Origin of the sequence: Streptomyces sp. NPDC088923 (assembly GCF_044749745.1) — a bacterium.
Lineage (GTDB): Bacteria > Actinomycetota > Actinomycetes > Streptomycetales > Streptomycetaceae > Streptomyces.
The window spans coordinates 134,323-154,070 of the sequence record NZ_JBIVIO010000003.1 but is presented as its reverse complement, the minus strand read 5'-3'; the positions used below and the strand labels follow the sequence as shown (position 1 = coordinate 154,070).

Annotated in this window: 21 protein-coding genes; 8 read left to right on the top strand and 13 right to left on the bottom strand. The window is 75.1% G+C overall.

The window, feature by feature from the left end; translation table 11 throughout:
• Window positions 1–42 precede the first annotated feature (42 nt).
• Window positions 43–2,061, top strand: a complete 2,019-nt coding sequence (locus ACIP4O_RS16175) for a hypothetical protein (protein WP_401575078.1) — start codon at window positions 43–45, stop codon at window positions 2,059–2,061.
• A 79-nt stretch (window positions 2,062–2,140) separates the two neighbouring features.
• Window positions 2,141–2,332, top strand: coding sequence for a hypothetical protein (locus tag ACIP4O_RS16170; protein ID WP_361333975.1), 192 nt, complete (start codon window positions 2,141–2,143; stop codon window positions 2,330–2,332).
• 75 nt (window positions 2,333–2,407) lie between these two features.
• On the opposite strand, the gene ACIP4O_RS16165 is transcribed toward ACIP4O_RS16170, so the two are convergent.
• The gene (locus ACIP4O_RS16165) at window positions 2,408–3,286 is read right to left on the bottom strand and encodes an NAD(P)-dependent oxidoreductase (protein WP_401575077.1); all 879 of its coding nucleotides are present in this window, start codon (window positions 3,284–3,286) and stop codon (window positions 2,408–2,410) included.
• Between the two features lie 276 nt (window positions 3,287–3,562).
• Here ACIP4O_RS16165 and ACIP4O_RS16160 point away from each other — a divergent pair, with 276 nt between their 5' ends.
• From ACIP4O_RS16160 to ACIP4O_RS16150, 3 genes are all read left to right on the top strand, one after another.
• Entirely contained in the window at window positions 3,563–3,784 is a 222-nt protein-coding gene (locus tag ACIP4O_RS16160) for a hypothetical protein (protein WP_361333981.1), read from the top strand.
• Window positions 3,757–4,359 (top strand): DNA-3-methyladenine glycosylase I, encoded by a 603-nt coding sequence (locus ACIP4O_RS16155; protein WP_401575076.1) that lies wholly within the window; start codon window positions 3,757–3,759, stop codon window positions 4,357–4,359. Before ACIP4O_RS16160 ends, ACIP4O_RS16155 begins: the two co-directional genes overlap by 28 nt.
• Before the next feature lie 132 nt (window positions 4,360–4,491).
• Window positions 4,492–6,060 carry an MFS transporter gene (locus ACIP4O_RS16150; protein WP_361333984.1) on the top strand — a complete coding sequence of 523 codons (1,569 nt, stop codon included), beginning with the start codon at window positions 4,492–4,494 and terminating at the stop codon, window positions 6,058–6,060.
• Window positions 6,061–6,140: 80 nt separating this feature from the next.
• On the opposite strand, the gene ACIP4O_RS16145 is transcribed toward ACIP4O_RS16150, so the two are convergent.
• From ACIP4O_RS16145 to ACIP4O_RS16095, 11 genes are all read right to left on the bottom strand, one after another.
• Window positions 6,141–6,443, bottom strand: a complete 303-nt coding sequence (locus tag ACIP4O_RS16145) for a YciI family protein (RefSeq protein WP_361333986.1) — start codon at window positions 6,441–6,443, stop codon at window positions 6,141–6,143.
• Window positions 6,444–6,624: 181 nt separating this feature from the next.
• The gene (locus ACIP4O_RS16140) at window positions 6,625–7,449 is read right to left on the bottom strand and encodes a class I SAM-dependent methyltransferase (RefSeq protein WP_401575075.1); all 825 of its coding nucleotides are present in this window, start codon (window positions 7,447–7,449) and stop codon (window positions 6,625–6,627) included.
• On the bottom strand, window positions 7,446–8,162 hold the full coding sequence (locus ACIP4O_RS16135; protein ID WP_361333991.1) for a DUF2064 domain-containing protein: 717 nt from the start codon (window positions 8,160–8,162) through the stop codon (window positions 7,446–7,448). Before ACIP4O_RS16135 ends, ACIP4O_RS16140 begins: the two co-directional genes overlap by 4 nt.
• Window positions 8,159–8,875 carry a glycosyltransferase family 2 protein gene (locus ACIP4O_RS16130; protein ID WP_401575073.1) on the bottom strand — a complete coding sequence of 239 codons (717 nt, stop codon included), beginning with the start codon at window positions 8,873–8,875 and terminating at the stop codon, window positions 8,159–8,161. Before ACIP4O_RS16130 ends, ACIP4O_RS16135 begins: the two co-directional genes overlap by 4 nt.
• A gap of 114 nt (window positions 8,876–8,989) precedes the next feature.
• On the bottom strand, window positions 8,990–10,075 hold the full coding sequence (locus tag ACIP4O_RS16125) for an NAD-dependent epimerase/dehydratase family protein (protein ID WP_401575072.1): 1,086 nt from the start codon (window positions 10,073–10,075) through the stop codon (window positions 8,990–8,992).
• 107 nt (window positions 10,076–10,182) lie between these two features.
• The gene (locus tag ACIP4O_RS16120; RefSeq protein WP_401575071.1) at window positions 10,183–11,085 is read right to left on the bottom strand and encodes an ABC transporter substrate-binding protein; all 903 of its coding nucleotides are present in this window, start codon (window positions 11,083–11,085) and stop codon (window positions 10,183–10,185) included.
• A gap of 142 nt (window positions 11,086–11,227) precedes the next feature.
• The gene (adhP, locus tag ACIP4O_RS16115) at window positions 11,228–12,241 is read right to left on the bottom strand and encodes an alcohol dehydrogenase AdhP (protein WP_401575487.1); all 1,014 of its coding nucleotides are present in this window, start codon (window positions 12,239–12,241) and stop codon (window positions 11,228–11,230) included.
• A 254-nt stretch (window positions 12,242–12,495) separates the two neighbouring features.
• Window positions 12,496–12,756 carry a type B 50S ribosomal protein L31 gene (locus ACIP4O_RS16110; protein ID WP_361334003.1) on the bottom strand — a complete coding sequence of 87 codons (261 nt, stop codon included), beginning with the start codon at window positions 12,754–12,756 and terminating at the stop codon, window positions 12,496–12,498.
• An 84-nt stretch (window positions 12,757–12,840) separates the two neighbouring features.
• Window positions 12,841–13,350, bottom strand: coding sequence for a DUF5709 domain-containing protein (locus ACIP4O_RS16105; RefSeq protein ID WP_401575070.1), 510 nt, complete (start codon window positions 13,348–13,350; stop codon window positions 12,841–12,843).
• A gap of 512 nt (window positions 13,351–13,862) precedes the next feature.
• A complete protein-coding gene (locus tag ACIP4O_RS16100; protein ID WP_401575069.1) occupies window positions 13,863–14,420 on the bottom strand; it encodes a hypothetical protein in 558 nt (185 codons plus the stop codon).
• Window positions 14,421–14,576: 156 nt separating this feature from the next.
• Window positions 14,577–15,806 (bottom strand): acyl-CoA dehydrogenase family protein, encoded by a 1,230-nt coding sequence (locus ACIP4O_RS16095; RefSeq protein WP_401575068.1) that lies wholly within the window; start codon window positions 15,804–15,806, stop codon window positions 14,577–14,579.
• Window positions 15,807–16,004: 198 nt separating this feature from the next.
• Between ACIP4O_RS16095 and ACIP4O_RS16090 the strand changes: the two genes are divergently transcribed.
• On the top strand, window positions 16,005–16,682 hold the full coding sequence (locus tag ACIP4O_RS16090) for a TetR family transcriptional regulator (RefSeq protein WP_361334030.1): 678 nt from the start codon (window positions 16,005–16,007) through the stop codon (window positions 16,680–16,682).
• A gap of 129 nt (window positions 16,683–16,811) precedes the next feature.
• Here the strand turns inward: ACIP4O_RS16090 and def are convergent, their stop codons facing one another.
• Window positions 16,812–17,363, bottom strand: a complete 552-nt coding sequence (def, locus tag ACIP4O_RS16085; RefSeq protein ID WP_361334033.1) for a peptide deformylase — start codon at window positions 17,361–17,363, stop codon at window positions 16,812–16,814.
• Between the two features lie 212 nt (window positions 17,364–17,575).
• On the opposite strand from def, the gene ACIP4O_RS16080 reads away from it, so the two are divergent.
• Both ACIP4O_RS16080 and ACIP4O_RS16075 read left to right on the top strand, forming a co-directional pair.
• Window positions 17,576–18,814, top strand: a complete 1,239-nt coding sequence (locus tag ACIP4O_RS16080) for a MurT ligase domain-containing protein (RefSeq protein ID WP_361334036.1) — start codon at window positions 17,576–17,578, stop codon at window positions 18,812–18,814.
• 26 nt (window positions 18,815–18,840) lie between these two features.
• Window positions 18,841–19,569 carry a type 1 glutamine amidotransferase gene (locus tag ACIP4O_RS16075; protein WP_401575067.1) on the top strand — a complete coding sequence of 243 codons (729 nt, stop codon included), beginning with the start codon at window positions 18,841–18,843 and terminating at the stop codon, window positions 19,567–19,569.
• Window positions 19,570–19,748 lie beyond the last annotated feature (179 nt).

Genomic DNA, 19,748 nt, shown 5'->3' with positions numbered 1-19,748 from the left:
AGTGCACCACGCCCCATGCCCCGTCACTCGAAAGGCGCCCCCATGCCGACGCGTTCGCGGCCCTCCCCCACCGCCGGGGAACGGATCGACCTCGACCTCGCCGAAGCCGCCCTCGTCGAGCGGTACGCACGTCTGGTACGGCTCACCTACCTCGTCCTGCCCACCTCGCTCACCCGGCACCGCAGGGTCCTCACCGCGCACGGCATCGTGCAGCGGGCCCTGCCGGGCACGGGGACGCGGCTGCTGCGCCCCGCGCCGCGCCGGGTCCCCGCCCCGCGCGGGGCCCACGAACGGCCCGGGTACGCCTGGGTGCGCGAGCAGGTCCTGCGGGAGGCGCTGCGCCACGAGCGGCGCCCCTCCTGGTGGCCGCACCGTCTGCCCCCGCCGCGCGCGCTGCGCCCCGGGCTGCCCACCGTGATCGGGCTGCGGCTCTTCCCGCGCGCGGGCGGCACGGAGGAGGTCGCGCTCGACCAGGCGCTCGGGCAGGCGGACGGCGCGACGCGCGCGGCCTTCGTCCTCGCCACGCTCGACGAACTGCCCTCCGAGGGAGTCGACGACGTCCTCGTGCGCCTCGGGGTCCCCGACCCCGCACGGGCCCGGGAGCGCGCCGCTCGGCTCGCCGACGCGGCGCGGGGCGCGGCCGAGACCCTGGTGCGCTCCGACGAGTTCGACCCCTCCTCCGTACGGACGCGCCCGACCGACCTGCTCCGCCGCAGGCACCGGGTGCGGCTCGGGCTGCTCGCGGGGACCGCCGCCGTCGTCACGGGCACGGTCCTCGGGCTCGTCGGCTCGGGGGCCACGCCCCTGACGGGGCCGGCGCCCGTGCCGCACGGCAGCGGGGCGCTCGATCCGGAGCGGGTCGTGGCCCGGACCCGTACCGCCTGGGACGACACCTCGCGCGTCGACTTCACCGCGTGGCCCACGCGCGGTGCCCGCGCCAAGGACACCGAGTTGCTCGCGAAGGCCCTCAACGCCTGGGCGCGCGCGGGCGGCGCGCTCGGCGAGGACGGGCGGACCGGTCGCGCGGCGGGCATCGCCTTCGCCCGGACCCCGGGGACGCCCGCGGGCGCGCCGACCGGCTCGCCGAAGCTGCTGTTCGCGGGGGACGTGGAGGGCGACGCGGTCGTCCTCTTCCACGACGGCGACCGTGTCGCGCGCTACACGGAGCCCGCCGCGGGGAACGGCGCGGGGAATGGCACCGCGTTCGAGGTGGCGCGGGTGGACGACGCGGACGTGACGACGGCCGCCGCGCTCGTCCTGCACCGCTCGAAGGCGGGCGCGCGCTGGCTCACGGCGCCCTGGATCGATGAGTCCGCGACCCGGGATTTGCTGCGCCCCGACACCCCGGCCCGCGCCCTGGGCGTGTCGAAGGACGGAATCACCTCTCCCCTGCCGGAGCCGCCCGCCGGGGGCGGCTGCGGCAGCTGGCCGGTCGCGCAGTTCCGTTCCTCGGCGCGGATCGTCGAGAAGCACTCCTTCCTCCTCACCGACCTCGGCGCCCTCTCCCCCGTGCACCTCACCTACACGCCGCCGCCCGGCGCTGGTGCCCCGGCCAGGCAGCCGCGCGAGGCCACGGGCTCCGAGGCGCTCGTGACGTGGGCGCGGCTCGGCTGCCGCCTCGCAGGCCTGCGCGGTCAGGGCGTACGGGCCGTCAACACGTGGGACTTCGCGGCGCAGCGGCTCCCCGAGGGCGGCGGCGAGGCGGTGTGGGCGTGCACGCGCGCCGACACGTGGGCGGGGCGCGGCGAGGTGTTCCTCTCGCTGCGCACCCCGGCGGCGCGCCCGGCGGCCCCCGTCGACGTCGTGGCTCGCGCCGCGGACACGGCGGCGTGCAGCCGTTTCGGGCAGCACGTCGTGGCCGGCGCGCGCTGGAAGTCCCCGCGGGGCCACTGGTACGCGCTCGGCGCGGGCAGCCGCCGGGTCTCCGCGCTCACGACGAGCGGCGCCGTCTCGGGCACCCACGCGGGGACGACGTTCGCCGTGCGGGCGCCGGAGGACGGGGCCGTACGGGTGCGGGCGCGGCTGGAGAACGGGGAGTCCCTGGACGAGGTGGGGCGCTGAAGGGGCCCGGCCTCGAAGGGCTCCCCGGTCGGCCCCGCTTCGGGGGGCGAGGCCGAGGCGGGGCGGGGACACTGTGGCGATGAGCCACGACGAGCGTGACAGGGACCGTCTGGAGCGGCACGAGGCCGAGACGCTGGGCGCCGCCCTCGCGGCGGAGCGGCGCAGGGCGCGCGGGGCGCTCGCGGCGCGGGCCAGGGACGCCGACGACCTGGCCCGGCTGCTCGACGCGCTGGGGCTGCGCCCCGAGGAGGGGCGCCGAGAGCCGGAGTGAGGGTGCCCGCGAGGTGCGGGGCGAGCGCTCGGTGGTGCGGCTCTCGCCTCGCGGGCGCCCCGGCCTCCCGGAAGGTCAGGAGTCCCCGTCGGGCCGCCCGGCGAAGTACGTCGCGATCATGTCCTGGCCGCCGTGCCCCTCGTCGCGGGCGCGGGCGAAGCGGGCCGCCGTGGCGTCGAGGAGGTCGAGACGGGCGCCGCTCGACCGGGTGGCCTCCAGGATGAGACGGGTGTCCTTCAGCGCCGTGGAGAGCGCGAAGCTGGGGTCGAGTTCGCCCTTCAGGAGCGCGTCCGCCTTCATCTGGAGGTAGGGGCTGTCGAGCGCTCCGCCCGTGACCGTGTCGAGGAAGAGGCGGGGGTCCACGCCGAGCGCGTCGGCCACGTTGAGGGACTCGGCGACGGAGCTGACGAGGTTGACGAGCCAGGAGTTCACGACGAGCTTGAGGCGGGTCGCGTCGCCCGGCTCGCTCCCCGCCCACACCGTGCGCTGCCCGATGGCGTCGAGTACGGGCGCGACGGCGGGCCGTGCCGCCTCGTCACCCGAGACGAGGACGATCAGCGTGCCCTGTTCGGCGGGCTCCCTCGTGCCCGACACGGGGCTGTCGAGGTAGACGAGGCCGTGTGCCGCGGCCTTCTCGGCGAGCGTCGCCGTGGCCGCGAGGCCCACCGTGGACGCCTGGAGCCAGGGCTGTCCGGCACGCAGTCCCTCCGCCGCCTGCTCCATGACGGAGGCGACCGCCGTGCCGTCGTTGAGGGAGGTGAGGACGACATCGGCGCCGCGCACGGCGGCGGCGGGATCGGCGGCGAGTTCCGCCCCTTCCTCGGCGAGCGGTCGCGCCTTGTTCGCGCTGCGGTTCCACACGCGCACGGTGAGACCCTCGCGGAGCAGGCTGCGGGCCATTCCCGTGCCCATGATGCCGGTGCCGAGGACGGCGACGAGGGGTGAATCGGACATGAGGGGTTCCTCCCTGGCTCGGAGCGGTGCGGGCCCGCGGGGCGGGCCGGACGCGTGGGGCGGTCCGGGCAGCCCGCTGACCGGGACGGAGCCGTTGCCGCCTCCGTCCCCCTCCACCCTGGCACCACCCGGCCGGTTCCGCCCCGCCGGACGGGTGCCCGGGGTGGCGCCGCCGGTGCGCGCGACGGCTGATCAGGGGGCGTTGTCAGTGGGGTGGTGCACGCTGGGGGCGGGCGTGCGGCACGGGGCCGGCGCCGTGAGAACGGGGAGCGTGTCGTGACGGTACGGGACAGGGCGGACGAGCGCCGGGTGCGGGCGGCGCGGGCCTGCCTGCGGCTGCGGCAGGCGACGCGGGCGGTCCTCGCCGACCCGCGTACGGCGCCCGCCGCCGCGGCGCTGCTCGCGGGACCGATGGCGGAGGCGGACGCCGCGCTGCGGGCCGCCGGGCTCGCGGGGAACGAGGCCGAGCTGTGCGCGCTGCTCGGGGTGCGGGTGTGAGTGCGGTGCGGCGCTGTGCCTGGGCTCAGGGCACTTCGGAGGCGATGACGGAGTACCACGACCGCGAGTGGGGCCGTCCGGCCCACGACGACGGCTATCTCTTCGAGATGCTGGTCCTGGAGGGCGCGCAGGCCGGGCTCTCCTGGTCGACGGTGCTCGCGAAGCGGGAGAACTACCGGCGGCTGCTCGACGGTTTCGACGTCAAGGCGGTCGCGGAGTACGGGCCGGGGAAGCTGGAGGCGCTGCTCGGGGACGCCGGGATCGTGCGGCACCGGCTCAAGGTGGCCTCGCTGCCGCGCAACGCGCGGGCGTTCCTCGCGGTGGCCGAGGAGTTCGGCTCCTTCGACGCGTACCTGTGGTCGTGGGTGGACGGACGGCCCGTGGTGCGGCACCGGGCGCGCGGCGCCCTGCCACCGGCCCGTACGGACCTCTCCGACCGGCTCGCGAAGGACCTCAGGAAGCGGGGCTTCTCCTTCGTCGGGACGACGATCACGTACGCGTTCCTCCAGGCGACCGGGGTCGTGGACGACCACGCGGGAGACTGCTTCGTGGTGCGGGAGCCGAGCGGGGACTGAGCGCGTCGGGCGCGTCGGCGTATCCCTGCGACTCACCGTTGACCGGTCCCCTCCTCGTACGGCCCACCCCGCTCGCTACCGGTGAATATCGCACCTAACGTGATATTTCGGAGCGTCGAAGGGCTGAAGACCATGAAACACCGATCCGATGGCCCGGCCGACCAAGGCGGCGGGGATTCGAGCGGAGGGCGGGGCGGAGGGGCCGGGGGGCAGGGGAACGGGGGGCGGCGCGCGCAGCGCGAGGCGAAGCACGAGGTCGTCAGGAACCGGGCCCAGCAGCATCGCTGGTGGGTGCTCGCGGTCATCGGGACCGCTCAGCTCATGGTGGTCCTGGACGCGACCATCGTGAACATCGCGCTGCCTTCCGCGCAGAAGGACCTCGGCTTCAGCAACGGCAACCGGCAGTGGATCATCACCGCCTACGCCCTCGCCTTCGGTTCACTGCTGCTGCTCGGCGGGCGGTTCGCCGACCTCATCGGACGCAAGATCGTCTTCCTGACGGGGCTCATCGGTTTCGCCGCCGCCTCGGCCGTGGGGGGTGCCGCGCAGAGCTTCGAGATGCTGGTCGTCGCGCGCGCCGCGCAGGGCGTCTTCGGCGCGATGCTCGCGCCCGCCGCGCTCTCACTGCTGACCACGACGTTCACCGACGCGAAGGAGCGGGCGAAGGCGTTCGGCATCTACGGGGCCATCGCGGGCGCGGGCGGCGCGGTGGGGCTGCTCCTCGGGGGAATCCTCACCGAGTACCTGGACTGGCGCTGGTGCCTGTACGTGAACCTGCTCTTCGCGGTGCTCGCGCTCGTGGGCGCGGCGCGGCTGATCTCGGGCGGGCGCCCCGCGGAGCAGCCCGGCCTCGACCTGCCGGGCGCGGTGCTCGCGACCGGTGGCCTCTTCTGCATCGTCTACGGCTTCTCGAACGCGGAGCGGCACCACTGGGGCTCGTCCCAGACCTGGGGCTTCCTCGTGGGCGGCGCCGTGCTCCTGCTGCTTTTCGTCCTGCGCGAGCGGCGCACCGCGCACCCGCTGCTGCCGCTGCGCGTGGTCATGCACCGGCAGCGCGGGGCCTCGTACCTGGCGATCTTCCTCGCGGGCGCGGGCCTCTTCGGGGTGTTCCTCTTCCTGACGTACTACCTGCAGCAGATCCTCGGCTACTCGCCCATCAAGACGGGGCTCGCCTTCCTCCCGATGGTCGGCGTGATGATCGTGATGTCCGTCGTGGTGACGAACGCGGTGCTGCCGCGGACGGGGCCGAAACCGCTCGTCCCGCCGGGGATGCTCTTCGCGGCCGGGGGCATGGCGTGGCTCACGGGGCTCGATCTGCACAGTTCGTACGCGGCCCACATCCTGGCGCCGCTGCTGCTCACCGGTTTCGGCGTGGGCCTCATCTTCGCCCCGGCGTTCAACATGGCGACGGCGGGCGTGCGCCCGCAGGACGCGGGGGTCGCCTCCGCGATGGTCAACACGTGCCAGCAGGTGGGCGGCTCGGTGGGGACCTCGCTGCTCAACACGCTCGCGACGACGGCGGCGACGAACTACGTGGTGGGCAAGCGGCCCACGAAGCTCGTGCTCGCGCAGGCGCAGTTGCACAGCTTCACGGTGGCGTTCTGGTGGTCGTCGGCGATCTTCGCGCTCGGCGTGGTCCTGACGGGGCTGATCTACCGCTGGGGCCGCCCGGCGACGGGCGATCAGTCGATCGCCACCTGAGGCGCCCTACGGGTACGGGGCCGACGGCGAAGGTGCCGAGCGGCCCCGTACCCCTACCTGCGCGGAGGGGACCCTCGGCTTCAGGCCCCGAAGCTCTCCGCGAGCGGCCCGACGGCCGCCTTCCACTCGTGCACGGTGATGTTCTCGACGAGGCCCTGGAGCCGGAAGGGGTCCTGCTCCGTGTGGGCGAGGGCCTCTTCGGCCGAGTCGGCGCGGAGGATGAGCAGTCCGCCCTCGCCCGCCGGGTTGCTGAGCGGCCCCGAGACGAGGAGGAGCCCGCGGTCGGCGAGCGCGCCCAGGTAGGCGCGGTGGGCGGGGCGGTGGGTGTCGCGGGGGGCCTCGCTGCCCGCGGGGTAGGCGTAGACGACGGCGAAGAGTGCCATCGGGGCACGTCCTTTCGGGGTTCAGGTGCGCCGGGCGGCGGCCGGCGCCTCGCGGCGGTGGTGCCGCGCCATGATTTCAGCCCCGCGCGTTCGCCCTGCGCGCGGGGCGAGCACGGGTACGGGCGCGACGCCGTGCGGCGCGGCGCGGGCCCGTACCCGTCTCAACCGAACGGGGTGCCGCTCAGTTCCGGCGCAGCGCCACGAAGCGGCGGCCACCGGCCTCCCACTGCCCGGCGCCCGTCCACGCGCCCGTCTCCTCCGCGTGGCGCAGCAGCGCGGTGCTGCCGAGGCGGGCCCAGGGGAAGGGCGTGCCGTGGGCGCCGCGGCCGTCGCCGACGCGGACGCTGAGGCGTTCGTCGAGCGCGTGCGCCGCGGTCTCGACGAGGAGGGTGCCACCGGGGCGGACGAGTTCGGCGATGCGGCGCAGGAGCCGGGGCGGGTCGCCCCCGATGCCGATGTTGCCGTCCACGAGGAGTGCGGTGTGCCAGCCGCCGGTGCCGGGCAGCGGCGCGAAGACGGAGCGGCACAGCGCGCTCCCGCCCGCCCGCACGGCGCGGGCGACGGCGTGCGGGTTCGCGTCGATGCCGAGGGCGGTGAGGCGGCGTTCGGCGAGTGCGACGAGGAAGCGTCCGGGGCCGCAGCCGATGTCGAGGACGCTGTCGCGGCAGCGGTCGATGACGGTGCGGTCTGCCGCGTCGGGAGCGGCGCACCAGCGCTCGATGTCGAGCGGGTGCCGGGTGCCGTCCTCGCGGTGCAGGTAGAGCGGGCCGCGCCCGGAGCGCAGCGCCGCGCTCCAGGGGTCGCAGCGGCTCCAGGCGTGCTCCTCGCGAAAGTCCTGCGCCTCCGTCGCGACGGACTCGGGCGCGACGGGGTCGGGCGCGACAGGCTCGGGCGCGATCGGCTTGGGCTCGGAGGCGGTGGGCGCGGGCGCGGTGGACTGGATCGCGGCGGGCTGGGGTGCGGCGGGCTCGGGGCGGGTGTGCGGGACGCGCGGCGGGGCGCTCATGAGTGACTCCCCGTGGTCGTACAGGACGTCAGGAGGCCCTCGGGCAGGGCATCGACGGCGGCGGCGAAGCGCGAGTGCGGGGCGAGGGCCGCGACGCTCAGCGCGTCGGGGGCGGTGTCGACGTCGGTGAGGGTGGGAAGGGTGCCGGTGCGCAGTCCGGCGGCGTGCAGGCGCGCGTGCTGGCGGGCGCCGGTGTCGGGGCGGGACATGGGAACGCCCCGCAGGAGTGCGGCGCGTGGGACGGGGAGCGCGGACGGGGCGGCGAGCCCGAGCGCCCAGAAACCGCCGTCGCTCGCGGGCCCGAGCCACGCCTCGTGGTGCGCGAAGGCGTCCGGGGCGAGGACGGGGGCGAGCGCGGCGGCGTCCACCTGGGGGGTGTCCATGCCGAGCAGGAGCACGGGTCCCTCGCAGGCGCCGAAGACGGCGGCGAGGCGGACGTCGAGCGTGCCGGGCACCTGCGGGATCACCTCGAAGCCGGGCGGGAGCCACGGTCCCGGCCGGCCTTCGAGGGCGAGGACGCGGCGGCACGCGGGAAGCGCGGCGAGGGTCGCGAGCGTGTCGTGCAGCGCGGCGCGCGCGAGGCCGGCCGCCTGGGCGGGCGTGCAGGGCGGGCACAGTCGCGTCTTGACGCGCCCCGCCAGCGGTTCCTTCGCGATGACGGCGAGTGTGAGGTCCGAGGGGACGGGGCGGGCGGCGGGTACGGCGGCGTTCACCGGGCCTCCGTTCCGGCGGCGGCGAGCACGCGGCGCATGTCGTGCACGGCCTGCCACGTACCGCGCCACGTCCCCGTGACCTTCGACGCGCCGGTACGCGGCAGGTACGGGACGTCGCGCTCCTCGACCCGCCAGCCGGCCTCGGCCGCGCGCACGACCATCTGGAGCGGGTAGCCGCTGCGCCGGTCGCTCAGCGCGAGTTCGCGCAGGGCGGTGCGGCGGGCGAGGCGCAGGGGCCCGAGGTCGTGGAGGTCGAGTCCCGTGCGGCGGCGCAGGCTGTGGGCGAGCGCGGCGTTGCCGAGCCTGGCGTGCAGGGGCCAGCTGCCGCGCGCGGGCCTGCGGCGGCCCAGGACGAGATCGGCGGCTCCCGAGGAGACGCGTGCGGCGAAGGCGGGCAGGAGGCCGGGGTCGAGGGAGGCGTCGCAGTCGCAGAAGGCGACGAGGTCCGCGGTCGCCGCTTCGAGTCCGGCGTGGCAGGCGGCGCCGAAGCCGCGCCGCGACTCGGTGACGACGTGCGCGCCGTGCGCGGCGGCGATCTCGGCGGAGCCGTCGTCGGAGCCGTTGTCGACGACGACGGCGCGCCAGCCCTCGGGGACGCGGCCGAGCACCCAGGGCAGCGCGGCGGCCTCGTTGAGGCAGGGCAGGACGAGATCGACGGGGGCGGGCGGGGTGGCCCGGGGAGCGGCGAGCGGAGTGGGGGTGGGGTGGTTCATGGGCACACCGTACGAAGACAATTGCCACGAATCAGGCAGCGCGGCCCTGCGAAACGCGGAGCGGAGGAAGGTGGGGCGGCGTCGGGGGCAGCCCCACCCGCCTTGCGCGACGCCTCAGCCCCCGGCCGCCGCGCTCGTCGGCTCGCGCATCGGTTCCCTGGCGAACTCCGCGATTCCCTCTGCGAAGGGGACTTCGGCGCGCCAGCCCAGCTCGCGCGTCAGGCGCGCGGAGTCGGCGGTGATGTGCCGTACGTCGCCGAGGCGGTACTCGCCCGTGACGAGCGGCGCGGGTCCGCCGCAGGCGGTGGCGAGGGTGCGGGCCATGGCGAGCAGGGTGCGCGGGGTGCCGCTGCCCGTGTTGTACGCGGTGAGGCCGCCCGGGGGCGTGGCGGACGCGGTGAGCGCTTCGAGCGCGCGGACGTTGGCCGCCGCGACGTCCCGTACGTGCACGAAGTCCCGCCGCTGCGCCCCGTCCTCGAAGACGCGGGGTGCCTCGCCGCGCGCGAGCGCGGAGCGGAAGAAGGAGGCGACACCCGCGTACGGGGTGTCGCGGGGCATCCCGGGACCGTAGACGTTGTGGTAGCGCAGGGCGACCGCGCTGCCGCCGGTGGCACGGGCCCACGCGGCGGTGAGGTGTTCCTGCGCGAGCTTCGTCGCCGCGTAGACGTTGCGGGGGTCGGCGGGCGCGTCCTCGGGGACGAGGCCGGGCGCGAGGGCCGCGCCGCACGTGGGGCAGCGGGGCTCGAAGAGGCCGGCGCGCAGGTCTGCCTCGGCGCGCGGTCCGGGGCGTACGAGTCCGTGCGCCGCGCAGGTGTAGCGGCCCTCGCCGTAGACGACCATCGAGCCCGCGAGCACGAGCGCGCGGATGCCCGCGCGGGCGGCGGCGGCGAGGAGGACGGCGGTGCCGAGGTCGTTGCAGCCGACGTAGTCGGCGGCGTCGGCGACGCCGTTGCCGAGGCCGACCATGGCGGCCTGGTGGCTGATCGCGTCGATGCCGCGCAGGGCCTCGGCGACGGCGGCGGCATCGCGCACGTCGGCGTGGACGAGCCCGGCGGCGCGGGGTGGCGGGACGGTACGGCCGTGGGGGTGGACGGCGGGGAGCAGGGCGTCGAGGACGAGGGCCTCGTGGCCGCGGTCCGCGAGAGCGGCCACGAGGTGACGTCCGATGAAACCGGCTCCGCCGGTGACGAGTACGCGCATGTGCGGGGACCCTAGGGGCCACCCGGCGGGGGCGGGACGGGACGCGCCGGAGGGATACGGACGAGGTACTCGGGTGCGGGAGCCCCCGGCGGCCCCGGCCCGGCCCCTCAGCCCGTCAGGGCCGCCGCGATGTCCCGCAGGAAGTGGGCGGTGGCTCGCGGGGCGGGGGCCAGTTCCGGGTTCCAGGGGGTGACCGGGCGGCCGCTCGTCAAACGGGTCCAGCCGGGGACGCCGGCGAGGTCCCCCGGGGGGACGGCGTTGCCGCGCGCGTCGGCGAGGACGAGGTCGGCACCGAGTCCCGCCGCGTACTCCCAGTCGGTGGTGAGCCAGTTGAGGCCGGGCCCGGGCCCTGGATCGACGAGGTCGACGCCCAGTTCGGCGAGTTGGCGCAGTTCGGGCCAGGTGCCGGGGCGCGCGAGGTGCACCTGTGCGGTCCCCGCGGCCGACAGGACGAGGACGCGCGGGGCGCCGGTGCGGGCGGCGGCGGTACGTACCGCCGCACGGGCCTGCGCCAGGTCGTCCCCCGCCGCCGGGTCCGCCGGGGCGCCGAGCGCCTCGGCCAGGGCGGCGAAGCGGGCGACGAGACTCGTGAGCGGGGTGCCGCCCGCGACCGAGAGCGCGAGGACGGGCACGCCGAGGCCCGAGGCGACGCCCTCGTCGACGGCGTAGGCGAAGTGGTCGTCGTAGGTGACGTCGACGACGAGTTCGGGCGCGACGGCGCCGAGGGCCTCCTCGTCGAGCGTCTTGCCCGCACCGAGGTAGGGCACGTCCGAGGGGAGGCCGCCCGCCTTGACGGGATCGACCTGCTCGCCGTCATGGCCCGAGCCGAAGATGCCGGCCGGGGTGAGCCCGTACTCGTGGAGCGCGGCTCCGGCACGTACGTAGGCGACGACGCGTTCGGGCCGCCGCGCCGCGCGGACCACGCTCCCGCGGTCGTCCGTGAACTCCCACGCGGTCGATGACATCCGCTCCACCCCCTCCAGGGCCCGCTCGGGCCTGGGACCGTCCATCGGTCCCGGGTCCCAGCCTGAGCCTCCGAAGGGGTGCCGGACAAGGGCGCACCGGTCCCGGAGAAAGAAAACCGGGGCCGGATGGTTGTCCGGAACTCGCCTGTTGCCAGCGGCAGTTGACACGATCTTCAGGACACCGCGCTCACCGCAGGTCGAAGACGAGTCGTGCCGTGACCTTCCCGGAGAGCACCTCGTCGATCGCGAGGTTGACGTCCTCCAGGCGGCGCGTCTCGCGGATGACGCGGGTGCGGCCGAGCCGGTGGAGGCGGAAGACCTCGGCGAGGTCCTGACGGGTGCCGACGATCGAGCCGACGACGCTCTTGCCGCTCAGCACGGTCTCGAAGACGGGCAGTTCGAGACTCCCCTCGGCGGGGAGTGCGACCAGGACGAGGGTGCCGCCGCGCCGCAGAGCGGTGTAGGCGGCGCGGAAGGAGTCGTTGTCGACGGCGGTGGAGATCGCGACATCGGCGCCGCCGAGCCGTGCGACCTCCTCGGCGACGTCCTGGCCGCGGGCGTCGATGACGTGGTCGGCGCCGAGTTCGCGGGCGAGGGCGAGCTTCTCGTCGGTGATGTCGACGGCGATGGTCTCGCCGCCGAAGATCCGCGCGTACTGGAGCGCGAGGTGTCCGAGGCCGCCGATCCCGGAGACGAGAACGCGCTGTCCGGGCCGGGTCCCGCCGACCTTGACGGCCTTGTACGTGGTGACTCCGGCACAGGTCAGGGGCGCGGCGTCGAGCGGGTCGATGCCCTCGGGGACCGCGACCACGTAGTCGGCGTCGGCGATCGCGTACTCGCTGTGCGTGCCGTCGACCGAGTAGCCGGTGTTCTGCTGCTGGAGGCACAGCGTCTCCCAGCCCGAGACGCAGTGGTCGCAGTGGCCGCAGGCGGTGCCGAGCCACGGCACCGCGACGCGGTCGCCGACCGAGAGGTGCCCCGCCTCGGGGCCGGTGGCCTCGACGATGCCGATGCCCTCGTGTCCCGGGACGAAAGGCGGCGAGGGCTTGACGGGCCAGTCGCCGCGCGCCGCGTGGATGTCGGTGTGGCAGAGCCCGGAGGTCTCCATGCGCACGAGTGCCTGACGGCCGGTGGGCTCGGGGATCGCGCGGTCCTCGATGGCGAGGGGCTCGGTGAAGCCGGGGACGACGACTGCCTTCATGCGGACCTCCGTGGGCTGCGGCGGGAGCGGGTCGCCGCCGAGGTGGGGGCCGGGGGCCGCGCCCTCGCGGGCGGCACCCGCGAGGGCGTGCGGCAGGTGCGGCAGGTGCGGGGTGTGCGGCGCGTGCCGCACGGCGAGCCGGGCGAGCGCGAGGGCGCGCAGGGCCAGGGCGAGGGCGCGGGCGCCGCGCGGGACGACGCGGCGTGCCGCGCGGCGCCTGCCGGGGCCCGCGCGCGGTGCCGCCCGGCCGGTGCTCAGCGGGCGCCGCCGCCCTCGCCGCCGTACCGCTTCTCGAACTTGGCGACCTGGCCCTCGCTGTCGACGACCCGCGCCTTGCCGGTGTAGAAGGGGTGGCTCTCGGAGGAGATCTCGACGTCGACGACGGGGTAGGTCTCGCCGTCGTCCCACTCGACCGTCTCGCCGCTGGTCGCGGTGGAGCGGGTGAGGAAGGCGTACCCCGCGGCCCGGTCGCGGAAGACGACGGGGTGGTAGTCGGGCTGCTTGTCCTTCTGCATCGCTGGGCTCCTTACGGGGAAGGCCGTCGGGGTTCGGGGGCGGGAGGGTGGCCCGGGACGCGCGGGCCGCCCGCAACGGCCGCCTCAGGGAAGGTTGTTGATGTCCTCGTCGATGGGGAGGTCGTTCTCGTCGTCCTCCACGACGTGCACGGCGGCCTCCTCGGCGGAGGCGGCGGCACCGTCGATGCCGACGTCCGAGGCGACCAGGTCCTTCTCGGTGTCGGGCCCGAGGCCCTCGTCCGGCGCGACGAGACGCCCGGAGCGGTCCTCGCCCACCTCGTCGTCGCGCAGTTCCCCGTCCGTGTCGAGCGCGTCGCCGAGGCCGTCGCCCTGCGGGTCGCCGATATCGGGCACTTCCTCGGACAGGCGCTGGTCGAGCGACTCGCCCTCCTCGCTCTCGGCGAGCGTGGTGCCGTCGTTGTCGGCGGCAAGGGGACGTTCGGGGGGTGAGTAGCCCTCGTCGAGCGGGTCCTTCACGTCCGGGTCGAGGAGGGTGTCGTCGTAGTCGAGCTGGGCGAAGTCGTCGTCGTCCCGCTCCTCGGAGCCGTCCGGCTGGTAGACGTCGTCGCCACGGCCCGTGTCATCGCTGTCCACGAGTGATTCCTCCCGGTCATCGGTGCACGCCGAGCGGCGCCTCCCGGCCCAGCGTGGGGCGCCGCGTGGACGCGGGCCACCGCGCGTGGGCCGAACGGGTGAGGCCGCGCAGCGCTCGTACGGGAGCCCCCGTACCCCGCCCACGGCCGCGCACGCACGCCGGCCGTGGTGTGCGTGCGCGGGTACGGAGCGTCACGCACGACACTCCGCCCGCCGGGCGGGAAAGCGCGGCCGGTGACGGCGGGGCGGTGTGCGCGAGAAGAGGCTCGCGCGCCCGGCCCGGCCGTCCCGTACGCCGTTGATCCACCCGCTCGGCCAAGGGGGCGCTCCCGTGGCAAAAGCGGACGGCGCGCGGCGTGCGGAGCCGGAAAGAGCGCGGGAACACGAGCCGATGCTCTAGCGTTCACCTCTGTGGGAGGCGAGGCGCGAATCCCCCCCTCGCTGCCCCTCCCACCGCGGCCCCTGCCGGTCCCCCCGTCCGGCAGGGGTCGCCCTCTGCCCGCGGCCGCCGCTCAGGCCCCGAAGTCACGGACCTTGAGTTTCGCCCTCCGGCCGTCGGGGTGGTGCCACACGATGCCCTCGTACGGGCGTGCCGTGACCCACGCCCGCAGACCGGCGAAGTCGCGGGGCGCGCCCGCGAAGTCGGCCGCGACCTCCGGGGCCGCCCAGCCGTGCCGCAGCAGTGTGTGGCGCGCGACACCCTCGGGGTTCCCGTTGATCCTGGGCCCGACCAGCTCGTACGTACCCGGGACGAAGTCCTCGTCGCTCGCGAGCGCCTCCGTGTGGAAGCGCAGGAACGTCGAGCCGCCCATGGGCTCCCAGCCCATCGCCTTGCCCGTGACGGGGTCGGTGCTGATCGCGAGGTAACCGGGCGGCGTGGCCCGCTCGGGCCGCACCTCCCTGCGGGCCCACCACTCCCCCGCCTCGTCGCGCAGGACGCAGGTGCCGTCGTACTTGCGGGTGGCGACGCCCTCGCCCGCCATGACCCACGCGCACTCCGGCGCGACCTCGGGCAGCAGCCGCTTGCGGTCCTCCGGATCACGGAGGAAGAGGGTCGGGATCTTGCGCACGAGGGACTCCCGCGGGACGGTCGGGCGCACGGTATCGCCCCGGCACGGGCCCATCCCGTGCCGGGGCGATGCTGTCAGCCGGGGCGCGCGCCCCGCCACGGAGTTTCCGGGGCCGGGCCGGGGCCGACGCCCGGTGAGCGTGCGCGCGACGGCGCGTCAGCGGATCGGCACCCCCGCGAGCGTGCGCGCGATGACGAGCCGCTGGATCTCGCTCGTGCCTTCGAAGATGGTGTAGATCGCGCTGTCCCGGTGCATCCGCTCCACCGGGTACTCGCGCGTGTAGCCGTTGCCGCCGAAGATCTGGATCGCCTGCGCCGTGACCTGCTTCGCCGTCTCGCTCGCGAAGAGCTTGGACATCGAGCCCTCCGCCGACGTGAAGGGCTTGCCCGTCGTGGCCATCCAGGAGGCACGCCAGACGAGGAGCCGCGCGGCGTCGATACGGGTGCGCATGTCGGCGAGCTGGAAGGCGACGCCCTGGTTGTCGATGATGGGGCGGCCGAACTGGGTGCGGGTCTTCGCGTACTCCAGCGCCTCCTCGTACGCGGCGCGGGCGGTGCCCACCGCCATCGCGCCGACCGCCGGGCGGGAGGCCTCGAAGGTCGCCATCGCCGCGTTCTTGATCCGCTCGCCGCCCTGCGCCTTCGCCCGCTCGCGGGCGCGGGCGAGGCGCTGGTCGAGCTTCTCCTTGCCGCCGAGCAGGCAGTGCCCGGGCACGCGCACGTCTTCGAGGACGACCTCGGCGGTGTGCGAGGCGCGGATGCCGTGCTTCTTGAACTTCTGGCCCTGGGAGAGGCCCTTCGTGCCGGGCGGGACGATGAAGGAGGCGTGCCCCTTGGAGCCCAGCCCGGGGTCGACGACCGCGACGACGACGTGCACGTTGGCTATCCCGCCGTTGGTCGCCCACGTCTTGGTGCCGTTCAGCACCCACTCGTCCTTCGCCTCGTCGTAGACCGCGCGGGTGCGCATCCCCGCGACGTCCGAGCCCGCGTCGGGCTCCGAGGAACAGAAGGCCGCGACCTTGACGTCGTCGGGGGTCCCGTACATCTGCGGCACCCACGTGCCGATCTGCTCCTCGGTGCCGTTGGCGAGCACGCCGACCGCGGCGAGGCCCGTACCGACGATCGAGAGGCCGATGCCCGCGTCGCCCCAGAACAGCTCCTCCATCGTCATCGGGATGCCGAGCCCGGTCGGGTCGAAGAACTGCTGGGCGTAGAAGTCCAGCGAGTAGATGCCGAGTTTGGCCGCCTCCTGGATGACCGGCCAGGGCGTCTCCTCGCGCTCGTCCCACTCGGCGGCCGCGGGCCGGACGACATCGGCGGCGAAGCCGTGCAGCCAGTCGCGGATCTCCCGCTGTTCCTCGTTGAGATCCATCGTGAACTCGGCCATGACCGGCCCCTCCCGCGTGGCGAATGCTGTTACCTCAAGTAACCCGAGTCTGTTACCGGCTGGTAGAGCATGTCAACCGCCTCCCTCGCCCCCGACGGGCCGCACGCGCGGGTGTTACGTTGCGCGGTGCGCGGGGCCGTCACGCCTGGTCCGGCGCGCGAAGACGGCACGCAGAAGGCACGGGCGGGGAGATTCGTTGTGGAGAGCACGGGCACGAAGGGCCGTGCCGCGCGGCAGCGTACGGCACAGCAGCGGACGGCGGCGCTGCGCCGGCGCGAACTCCTGGAGGCGGCCGACCGCGTGGTGCTGCGCGAGGGGCCCGGCGCCTCGATGAACGCGATCGCCGCCGAGGCGGGGATCACCAAGCCGATCCTCTACCGGCACTTCGGCGACAAGGGCGGCCTGTACCGCGCGCTCGCGACCCGGCACACCGACGCCCTGCTCGCCTCGCTGCGCCAGGCGCTCGACGCACCGGCCGCGACCCGCAGGGAGCGGGTGCGCCGCACGCTCGACACCTACCTCACGGCGATCGAGGCCAGGCCGCAGGTCTACCGCTTCCTCATGCACCCCGCCGAGGACGCCCCCACGCCCGAGGGCGCGGGCTTCGACGTCGGCCGCCACTCCGCTCCCCTCCTGCGCCGCCTCGGCGAGGAACTGGCCGAGGTCATCGCCGAACGCGTCGACCCGGGTCCCGGCGGCACCCGCAGGGCCCGCGCCTGGGGCCACGGCATCGTCGGCATGATGCACGCGGCGGGCGACTGGTGGCTCGCCGAACGCCCCTGCGCGCGCGAGGAACTGGTGGAGGACCTGACGGAGCTGCTGTGGGGCATGCTGGGCGAGGTCCCCGACCGGGGCGAGGACGGCGCGCGCTTCTGAATCCCCCCGCACGACGCACGCGCACGGGGCGCGTGGGCACGGGGCGCGTAGGCACGGGGCGCGCGGGCACGGGTGACCCGCCGTCGGCGTCCGCGCTCCGCGGCCACTCGGGCGCCGGACCCTGCGGCGCTACAGCCCCGCCGCCTTCCCCCACCCCGTGCGGCCCGCCTCGCGCAGGACCTTGCGGTGGCGGCGCGCGTCGAGGCGGTCGACGTAGAGGCCGCCCTCCAGGTGGTCGTACTCGTGCTGGAGGCAGCGGGCGAAGAAGCCCGTGCCCTCGACGCGGCGGCGCGCCCCGTCCGCCGTACGGCCCTCGACGACCGCGCGGTCGAAGCGCGGGGTCCCCGCTTCGAGGCCCGGCAGCGACAGGCAGCCCTCCGGGCCGCGCACCACAGGGCCGTCGACCTCGACGAGGCGCGGGTTGACGAGGTGTCCGAGGTGGCGGCGGTCCTCGTCGTCGGGGCAGTCGTAGACGAAGACCCGTACGTCCTCGCCGATCTGCGGGGCCGCCAGCCCCACCCCCCGAGCGGCGTACATCGTCGCGAAGAGGTCCTCGACGAGCTTTTCCAGCCACGGACCGAAGTCTCCCGTCTCGCGCGCGGGAGTGGTGAGCACAGGGGCGCCGTAGAGGCTGAGGGGCCGGACCTGTCCGGAACTGCCCGGGATGGGACGTCGTCGCATGACCGGACAGCCTACGGCTCCGCGCTTTTCCCCAGGCAAGGCGCGGTGTGCGGTTCTGGCCGCGCGGGGGATCTCGGTAGGCTGCACCCGATGAATGCCTCCCCGCCAGTGTGCGGCGCGCGGGAGGAGCACCGCACCACAGCGCGGGCCGGAGTGGCCCGGGGACGGTCGCGGGCGCCGGACGCGGCGGAAGCGAAGGAGGAGCGAGGACGATGACAGCCAACTCGGAGCCGCTGTCGGCACGGGCCAAACTGGCCGTGACGGCGGGCAAGGCCGCCGCGGCGGTGTCCCGAGCGGCGGGGCGCGGCAGCGGGTCGGTGATCGGCGGCAAGGTGGCTCTCCGGCTTGAGCCGGACCTGCTCGCGCGGCTCGCGACGCACCTCGATGTCGTACTGGTCTCCGCGACCAACGGCAAGACCACCACGACCCGGCTCATCGCCGAGGCCCTGCGCGCCGCGGGCCCCGTGGTCTCCAACGCGCTCGGTGCCAACATGCCCGCCGGCATCACCTCCGCGCTCGCCGGGGGTTCCGACGCGCGCTACGGCGTGATCGAGGTCGACGAGAAGTACCTCGCCGGCGTCGCGCGGGACGTCGAGCCCAAGGCGATCGCGCTGCTCAACCTCTCGCGCGACCAGCTCGACCGCGCCGCCGAGACCCGCATGCTCGCCGAGCGCTGGCGCGAGGGGCTCGCGGGCAGCAAGGCCGTCGTCGTCGCCAACGCGGACGACCCGCTCGTCGTGTGGGCGGCCTCCTCGTCGCCGCACGTCATCTGGGTGGCGGCCGGGCAGGAGTGGAAGGACGACGCCTGGTCGTGCCCCTCCTGCGGCGGCGTCATGCAGCGCCCAGGCGACGACTGGTTCTGCGGCGAGTGCGGTTTCCGCCGCCCCGCAGCGAGCTGGGCGCTCTCCGGGGAGCACGTCCTCGACCCGCACGGCTCGGCCTGGCCGATCCACCTCCAGCTCCCGGGGCGCGCCAACCGCGCCAACGCCGCGACCTCCGCCGCCGTCGCCGCGGTCTTCGGGGTGCCGCCGCAGGTCGCCCTGGAGCGCATGTGGCAGGTGCAGGCGGTCGCCGGTCGCTACGACACGGTGCAGTTCGAGGGCCGTGACCTGCGACTGCTGCTCGCGAAGAACCCGGCCGGCTGGCTGGAGACCTTCTCGCTCATCGATCCGCCTCCCACCCCCGTGCTCCTGTCGGTCAACGCGCGCGGCGCGGACGGCACCGACACCTCCTGGCTCTGGGACGTGGACTACACACGGCTCGCCGGGCATCCCATCTTCGTCATCGGGGACCGCAAGCTCGACCTCGCGGTCCGCCTCGAAGTGGCCAATCTCGACTTCCGGGTCTGCGAATCCGTGGACGAGGCGGTGCGCATGGCCCCGCCGGGGCGTATCGAGGCGATCGCCAACTACACGGCGTTCCAGGACTTGCGCCGACGCGTGGGGAATTGACCGGACCAGTGAGAAGGGACAGGGATATGAGCGACAACAGTCTTCGTCTGGTCTGGATCTACCCGGACCTGCTGAGCACGTACGGGGACCAGGGCAACGCCCTCGTCGTCGAGCGGCGGGCGCGGCAGCGCGGTCTCGGCGTCACGCGCGTCGACGTGCGCAGTGACCAGCCGGTGCCGACCTCGGGCGACATCTACCTCATCGGCGGCGGCGAGGACCGGCCGCAGCGGCTCGCGGCCGAGCGGCTGCGCCGCGACGGCGGGCTCCAGCGCGCGGTGGGCAACGGGGCGATCGTCTTCTCGGTGTGCGCCGGGTACCAGATCCTCGGGCACGAGTTCGTCAACGACCTCGGGCAGCGGGAGCCGGGTCTCGGGCTGCTCGACGTGGTCTCGGTACGGGGCGAGGGCGAGCGGTGTGTGGGCGACGTGCTCGCCGACATCGACCCGCGGCTCGGTCTTCCGCCGCTGACCGGCTTCGAGAACCACCAGGGTGTGACCCACCTCGGCCCGACCGCGCGGCCCTTCGCGCGGACCCGGCTCGGCAAGGGCAACGGGACCGGGGACGGGACCGAGGGCGCCTTCAACGACACGGTGTTCGGGACGTACATGCACGGGCCCGTGATGGCGCGGAACCCGCAGATCGCGGACCTGCTGCTGAAGCTGGCGCTGGACGTCAACGCGCTGCCTCCGGTGGACGACCGGTGGTATGACGCGTTGCGGGACGAGCGGATCGCGGCGGCGACACGGCCGGAGTAGCGCACGTGCGTGCGGGGTTTCTGGGGCTCCGCCCCAGACCCCGCTCCTCAAACGCCGGAGGGGCTTGATGTGGTGCGCCTGGAGGGGGCCCGCCGGGGTCTGTCCACCACGCGGACCGGAGTGGGCCGTCTGATCCACCGCGATTAGGGTGCTGAGCACCGACCGGACGTCGTGGTCCG